The sequence below is a fragment of the Neobacillus rhizosphaerae genome, from assembly GCF_050477885.1.
GTDB lineage: Bacteria > Bacillota > Bacilli > Bacillales > Cytobacillaceae > Neobacillus > Neobacillus rhizosphaerae_A.
Window position 1 is genome coordinate 43819 of record NZ_JBCNAC010000125.1, and the last position, 6849, is coordinate 50667.

A 6849-nucleotide genomic window follows, 5' to 3' on the forward strand; every position below is an offset into this window, starting at 1 on the left:
TTTATAGCTGCAGTGTTAGCTCTTCCACTGATTCCCACATCCATTTTATTGGAAATCACTCTATAATAGAGTATGACTCTGTTATAGGAGATGAAAAATATGAACAAAAGTAAAAAAATAGTTTCCAAGTTTATTCCGCTGTTCACAGCTTTACTCATAATTGTTGCTGGTATCGTTTGGTTTGTTCAATCCACTAATAAAGAGATTGCGCTCCCTTTCTCTTCAGTAGAAGAAACAATTAAAGCACAAGAGGGAAAGTCCGTTACCCTCATAGAACAACCAGATGGTAGTCTTTATTTAAAAGCTGGTAAAGAGGAATACACTTCACATATTCCACCTAACAGTCACATGGTAGAAAAACTTGTTGAAAAATATAATATTGAATATTCCTATACCACAAGTAGCCCTTACGGAAAATGGGTAATGCTCGGTGTGATTTTGTTACTAACAGGTACTGCTATTACCCTTCAAAAAACTAAAGGCGGCTTCGGCCTACCTAATTCAATAAAAAACAGTGTTGCTAAATCCCGCCCATTGCCAACAATTAGTCTAAAAGACGTTGGTGGACTCGGCGAAGAAATGAAAGAAGAAATACTACAAACCCTTTCTACATTGAAAGAACCAGATCGTGCAATAAAATTAGGAATTAAACCACCAAAAGGAATTTTGTTGTATGGCCCACCAGGAACTGGTAAAACATTGTTAGCACAGGCAATTGCGCGTGAACTAAATGCTTCTTTCTTCTCATCGAGTGGTTCAGCTTTTAATGAACTATTTGTAGGTGTAGGTGCAAGTCGTGTCCGTTCACTATTCCAAACAGCAAGAAAACATTCTCCTGCAGTTATTTTCATTGATGAAGTAGATGCGCTAGCAGGGAGACGGAAAGCACATGGAGGCGAGGAAGCCGAAAAAACCTTAACTGAACTCCTTGTTCAGCTTGACGGTGGTCATGTAAATGATGGTATTTTATTTATCGCTGCTACTAACAGAAAAGACATGCTGGATGAAGCCTTTCTTCGCCCAGGCAGAATTGACTTCTCTTTCCATGTACAACTGCCAGACACAAAAGGAAGAAGAGAAATCATTAATATCCATACGCGGGGAAAAGCTCTTGGAGAAGATGTTTATTCTTCATTAGATGATTTAGCAGAAAGTACATCTGGTTTTTCTGGGGCCGAGTTACAATCCCTATTTGAAACAGCAAGTAGAAAAGCTGTTCAAAACGGTCAGGAAAAGATCCTAAAACAAGATCTTGACTACGCCTTAGACCGAACCATCCTTGGAAGTACCTCTCGTTCATTGAAGGACCAAGAAACAAAACGGAGGGTTGCTATCCACGAAGCTGGTCATGCAATTGTTGCTTCGTTAACAAAGCCCGGTTCTGTCAGAAAAGCCACGATTATTCCACGTGGTGAAGCACTTGGTTATGTGGCACCCATTCCACAAGAACTTCACTTATCAACACACACTGATTTGCTTGACCGTGTTGCCATGGTGTTAGCCGGGGGTGTTGCTGAACGATTGATCCTTGGTGAACATAGTATTGGTGTGAGCGGAGACGTACAGCAGGCAAAACAACTCATTGAACAAATGGTTGATACAGGCTTGCTTGAAGATGGTTTCACTTTGACTTTTAATAAATCAGATAGAGAAGCTAAAATGCAGGACCTTTTTGCAAAAGGCTTAGAAAAAGCAGAAAGTCTTATTAAAGGTCATCAATACCAGTATCAGCAATTAGTTGATGCATTATTAAAGAAAGAAACACTAGAAGGTTCCGAAGTGGAAGCTATCGTTTGGAATTCCACGAAATCAAATACCGAAAACCTTGTATTAGCATAAAAGAGACTGACGTTATAATCAGTCTCTTTTCTTTTATAGGAAGTTTTGATTTATGATTTCGGTGGTAAACTATAGTGAAAATCCGGAATAAGGGAAGTGAAGGGCTTGTTCGGTAAAAATTTCTTTTTCGAAAAAGAACAACACGTTTACAACAAGGAAGCGCAAAACTACATTGACAACCCGAAAAAAACACTTGGTTTGCTTAATAAAGCAATACAAATGGCAAATGAGAGGAAAGACAGTTTAGGGGAAGCACGAGATAAGCTTCAATTATTTTTTGATCTGATCAAAGCTTATTCTAAAGGTGAATATAAGGATGTATCAAAAGGTACCATTGTTTCGGTTATCGGGGCCATCCTGTATTTTGTATCTCCACTTGATTTTGTTCCTGATTTTATCATTGGTTTAGGAATTATAGATGATGCAGCTGTAATTGGCTTTACTTTAAAAAAGATTAGCAAAGAATTAGAAGGGTTCCGAAAATGGAAAAATACTACATCAATAGAAAAAAACCCGCTCGATCTATAGCGGGTTTTCTTAACTGGCAAAGCGATGGTTTCCTATTTCTTCTGTAACAGGTCTCGTACGCAGCCATTTACTGTTAGTCTCATCAGGATTGAAAAAATAAAGTGCATCTGTTACTTGTCCATCTTTATTTATTGCTTCATCTACCGCTTTTTTTGCTTCTTCCCCTGCTGGTTTATTAATCATCCCATTATCGACGGGTTGAAACTGTTTATCTTGATAAATAACCTGCTGAATAGAATCTGGAAATTGTTCACTTTCTAAACGGTTAAGCACAACTGCTGCGACAGCCACCTTACCTTGATATGGTTCTCCCTTTGCTTCAGCTGTGACCAACCTTGCTAACAAGTCCATTTCTTTCTCAGTAATTTTCATTTTTATTAATTCATCTTTTGAATTACCATATTGATGAGATATTTCCCTTAAAGTTTCACGTTTGGTAACTTTATGAACTTTTGTTTTATCGAGATTTTTAGCATTAACGTTTAAGGGTAAATTTAGATCATTCAGCAGGATGAAGAAGATGATGACAGATAATAAAAAAGAAACAGTACGCTTCATTATTATGTCCCCCTTTATCCTTTAATTTTTCAACCCATTAACCGTAACATGAATCAACAACTTGTCCAACCTTAAAAACTTTCCATGGAAAAAAAGGAAAAGCAAGGAAATATCCTTGCTTTTCGACGAGGCAATTATTAGTGCCTCTCTTCATTTTTCTTCTACCATCTAAAGCAAGCTGCACCTACAATGATTAAAAGGATGAATAAAACGACGATTAATGCAAATCCGCCGCCAAAACCACATCCACCACCATAACCTACTCCACAACCGCCAAACCCGCCACCATAACCATATCCAAACATTTAAATTCCTCCTTTTATAATTATCAATAGAATGGGGTACACCAAGAAGCACCAATAATGATTAACAAAATAAATAAAACGACTAGTAGGGCAAATCCGCCGCCATAGCCACCTACTGCACCAGACATCTACATTACCTCCTTTTCTTAATTCCATATATCTATATTCACCTAGATAAAAATGTGCGATAGACATATATCCCTATTCGTACATTTTGAATAAAAAGAATAAGCCCATTATTAATGTACAAGGCAGATATCACAGTAGTATGTCTGTCCATTATTTCTGTTCAATGATGAAAAACATCAGAAAGTTGACATTTATCATCATTTTTCTTACCATGTTCACAAATCATAATAGTTAGGAGCCAATCGTTTGAGGTCATTTGCAACAGTTATTCTGTTCATATTAATGGTGGCTTATCGTATGGTAAGCGGGTTAACTAAAGAACGGAGAGGTCATTCTTTTATAAAAATAGGTCATCGTGGAGCAGCTGGATATTGTCCGGAGAATACTTTTGCATCCTTTAACAAGGCATTAGAGCTGGGAGCTAATTACCTTGAAATCGATATTCAGATGACAAAGGATGGCGAATTAGTTATTATCCATGATCCAACAGTTAACCGTACAACCAACGGAAAAGGAAGAGTAAAGGATTTTACTTTAGAGGAGCTTCAGTCACTCGATGCAGGAAGCTGGTTTCATTCAAAATTTTCTAAGGAACGAATTCCTTTATTTAGCGAATTTCTAAATACCTATGCTGGAAAGGTTGGTTTATTAATTGAGTTAAAAAAGCCTAACTTATATCCAGATATAGAAGAAAAAGTAGCTAATGAACTACTGAAAAGAGGCCTTGCTTCTGGGGACAATAATCAAATCATCGTTCAATCCTTTGATCAAATCTCAATGAAACGTTTCCATCACCTTCTTCCCAAGATTCCTATTGGGATATTAATAAAGAAAACAAAGATGAACGGACTGTCAAATAAAGAGTTAGAATCCTACTTAAACTATGCTACCTATATCAATCCAAAGGTTACTATGGTTAACAAAAAACTCATTAGGCGAATTCATCAACATGGGTTTAAAACAATGATTTGGACAGTTAATAAAAGAAGTGAGAAGAATTTGTTAAAGTATTATTCTGTAGATGGCATGATAAGTGACTATCCAGATTTACTCTAATAAAAAAAGACAGCTTCCCAATTGGGTATTGGCTGTCTTTTTTCACTAAAAGAAAATTAGATAAATAACTATAGCTAGTACAATTCGATATATTGCAAAGGGTAAAAGCTTAATTTTATTAATCAGCTTTAAGAAAAAGCGAATGGATAATAACGCAAAAATAAATGCACTAATAAATCCAGCAATAAAAAACGGAAGAGCATCCATTGTCATATACTGCCAGTTTTTTAACAATGAAAGCAAACTTGCTCCCGCCATAATCGGTACAGCCATAATAAAAGTAAAGTCAGCTGCGGCGCGGTGACTCATCCCCATTAAAACACCACCGGATATCGTTGAACCTGAACGAGAGAATCCTGGCCAAAGTGAGAAACATTGAAAAAGTCCTATTGCTATCGCTTGTCCATATGAAATTTCGTCAACTGTTTGTACTTTTGGATTTTTTGGTCCAATTAAATCTGCAAGAATCATAAACACAGCCCCAATGACTAACCCAATCAAAACGGTCGCTGTGGAAAATAAATGATCATCAATATAATCATTAAAAAGGACACCCAATACACCTGCTGGAATTAAGCCGACTATAACTTGGGTTAACTTAAGACGGCTTTGTTTCTCCTCGTGCCCCTTTCTGAATCTCCCTAATCCTAACAAGTCAAAAAATCGTTCCCAAAAAGTGACGACAACTGCTAGGATAGAACCAAGCTGGATTACCACTTTAAAGGTATTAGCCCCATGCTGTGTTAAGAATTTTTCAGATTGAAGCCACAAATCATCAACAATAATCATGTGCCCAGTTGAAGAAACTGGTGCAAACTCGGTTGCGCCTTCTACAAGTCCCAAGATAATTGCCTTAATAAACAATAGTAAGTCCATGTTGTTAACTTCTCCTAACTTTTATTGCTTTAGAATATTTAGTAATGACAAATAACTCTCCCATTTTACTCACTTATTAGGTGAATAGCAATAATTTTTTCATACATAGTTTATTTGCTCCACTTTAGTATAACGTGGTTTGATCCATAATAGTTTCAGGTATTTTTTTCTAAATAAAATCGCAGCTTTGATAAACTGCATTTAATAAAGGGGCGTTTTTCTTTCTTATTGTATAATTCCCATTCTTATTGCCTTTACTGCTACTTCAGTCCTGTTTTGTGCATTCAGCCTTTTCATGATATTGGAAATATAGTCTCTTACAGTAAATTCACTTAAATAAAGCTTTAATGCGGCCTCAGCAGTAGACGCTCCGTCTGCCAGAAGCTTGATAATTTCAATTTCTCTTGGAGATAAGGATATTAGCCCTCCTTCTGGTAATTCCGGCATTTTAATATCCGCTTCAATAAATTTTGATAATAGTTCTCCAGAGCTTTGGCCGAATTTCATTAATGCTGGGAATAGACTTGTATCCACTGTGAATTGCTTCCCGGGTCCTTTATCTAATACAACTCCACCAATAATTTTCCCCTCTTCGGGTACATAAATAGGGACTATGATTAAAGAAGTAAGTTCAAATTTCTTTACATATTTTTCAGGTAGTGCATTTTCAGCCAAAGGAATATAAATAGGCTGGAAATTTTTCATCTCGTGTCCCTGAGACTTTAATTTTACCAGACTCTCATTAAGCACTGGAATATTACTTATTTTTTCTGCAATGGCTTTAATTTCTTCTGTATTGAGATGATGACCAAATAAACCAACACCAACACTTTCTTTATTGGTAAATTTAAAAAGGGCACATCGTTCAAAAGGAAGAAAATAACCAAATCCAAAGGATATATTTTCAACTGACTCTTGGAAGTTTTGAGAGCGAATAATCCATTCATTAAATAAAATAACAGCATCCTTCCAAATACTGCAGTTCTCCTTTTCTGATTGGAATAGCATCACTTCACCAATTTTAGAGAATAAATAATGTACCGATGGATGTAGCTTGGAGGAAGATGCAATCCTCGATTTTAATACTTTATGAGCTGCATTCTCTAACAAGTTCAAATGAAAGATTAACGCCTCTGGTTCAGGACGTCTACCGAAATGGGCATACCAATCATCTTGCAATTTGTCTAACATCAGATAGATATCAACTGTCTCATCATTAATAAGCTGGAACGACTTCACTAAAAAACCACTAATAAATTCAAAAACGGCAGCTGATTTTTTCTTCGTATTTTTTAGGGATTGAAGCATTAATCTCCATTCCTCAATCAGATCTATTTGATAATGATATAACATTTTAACAGCATCATTTAAAAGATTATCCAAATGGCGGTTTAAAGACTTGGACATTCCTAACACACTCCATTCAATGAACATCTACGCTGTTATTTTTTAGTAATAGGCTCCGCAAAACTTGCCTGTTGATTTCCGCTCCAGGCACTTCGCTTTCCGTGGGTGTTTCGGCGAGCCTCCTCGGCGCTTGCGCCTGCGGGGTCTCCCC

General features: G+C 36.7%; 8 protein-coding genes. 3 read left to right on the forward strand and 5 right to left on the reverse strand.

Annotated elements, in window-relative coordinates; genetic code table 11:
- Positions 1-99 precede the first annotated feature (99 nt).
- Together ABES03_RS17890 and ABES03_RS17895 are read left to right on the forward strand one after the other, a co-directional pair.
- Entirely contained in the window at positions 100-1839 is a 1740-nt protein-coding gene (locus ABES03_RS17890; protein ID WP_430119135.1) for an AAA family ATPase, read from the forward strand.
- Between the two features lie 105 nt (positions 1840-1944).
- On the forward strand, positions 1945-2367 hold the full coding sequence (locus ABES03_RS17895; RefSeq protein ID WP_430119137.1) for a YkvA family protein: 423 nt from the start codon (positions 1945-1947) through the stop codon (positions 2365-2367).
- A 9-nt stretch (positions 2368-2376) separates the two neighbouring features.
- Here the strand turns inward: ABES03_RS17895 and ABES03_RS17900 are convergent, their stop codons facing one another.
- The 3 genes from ABES03_RS17900 to ABES03_RS17910 all read right to left on the reverse strand — a co-directional run bounded on the left by ABES03_RS17900 (position 2377) and on the right by ABES03_RS17910 (position 3358).
- The gene (locus tag ABES03_RS17900) at positions 2377-2925 is read right to left on the reverse strand and encodes a cell wall hydrolase (protein WP_430119139.1); all 549 of its coding nucleotides are present in this window, start codon (positions 2923-2925) and stop codon (positions 2377-2379) included.
- A 161-nt stretch (positions 2926-3086) separates the two neighbouring features.
- Entirely contained in the window at positions 3087-3230 is a 144-nt protein-coding gene (locus tag ABES03_RS17905) for a YjcZ family sporulation protein (RefSeq protein ID WP_308080397.1), read from the reverse strand.
- Between the two features lie 23 nt (positions 3231-3253).
- Positions 3254-3358 (reverse strand): YjcZ family sporulation protein, encoded by a 105-nt coding sequence (locus ABES03_RS17910; protein ID WP_308080398.1) that lies wholly within the window; start codon positions 3356-3358, stop codon positions 3254-3256.
- Positions 3359-3605: 247 nt separating this feature from the next.
- Here ABES03_RS17910 and ABES03_RS17915 point away from each other — a divergent pair, with 247 nt between their 5' ends.
- The gene (locus tag ABES03_RS17915) at positions 3606-4415 is read left to right on the forward strand and encodes a glycerophosphodiester phosphodiesterase (protein ID WP_430119141.1); all 810 of its coding nucleotides are present in this window, start codon (positions 3606-3608) and stop codon (positions 4413-4415) included.
- 45 nt (positions 4416-4460) lie between these two features.
- Here the strand turns inward: ABES03_RS17915 and ABES03_RS17920 are convergent, their stop codons facing one another.
- Positions 4461-5291 carry an undecaprenyl-diphosphate phosphatase gene (locus ABES03_RS17920; protein ID WP_430119143.1) on the reverse strand — a complete coding sequence of 277 codons (831 nt, stop codon included), beginning with the start codon at positions 5289-5291 and terminating at the stop codon, positions 4461-4463.
- Positions 5292-5516: 225 nt separating this feature from the next.
- Positions 5517-6698, reverse strand: a complete 1182-nt coding sequence (locus ABES03_RS17925; protein WP_430119145.1) for a response regulator transcription factor — start codon at positions 6696-6698, stop codon at positions 5517-5519.
- Between the last annotated feature and the right edge of the window lie 151 nt (positions 6699-6849).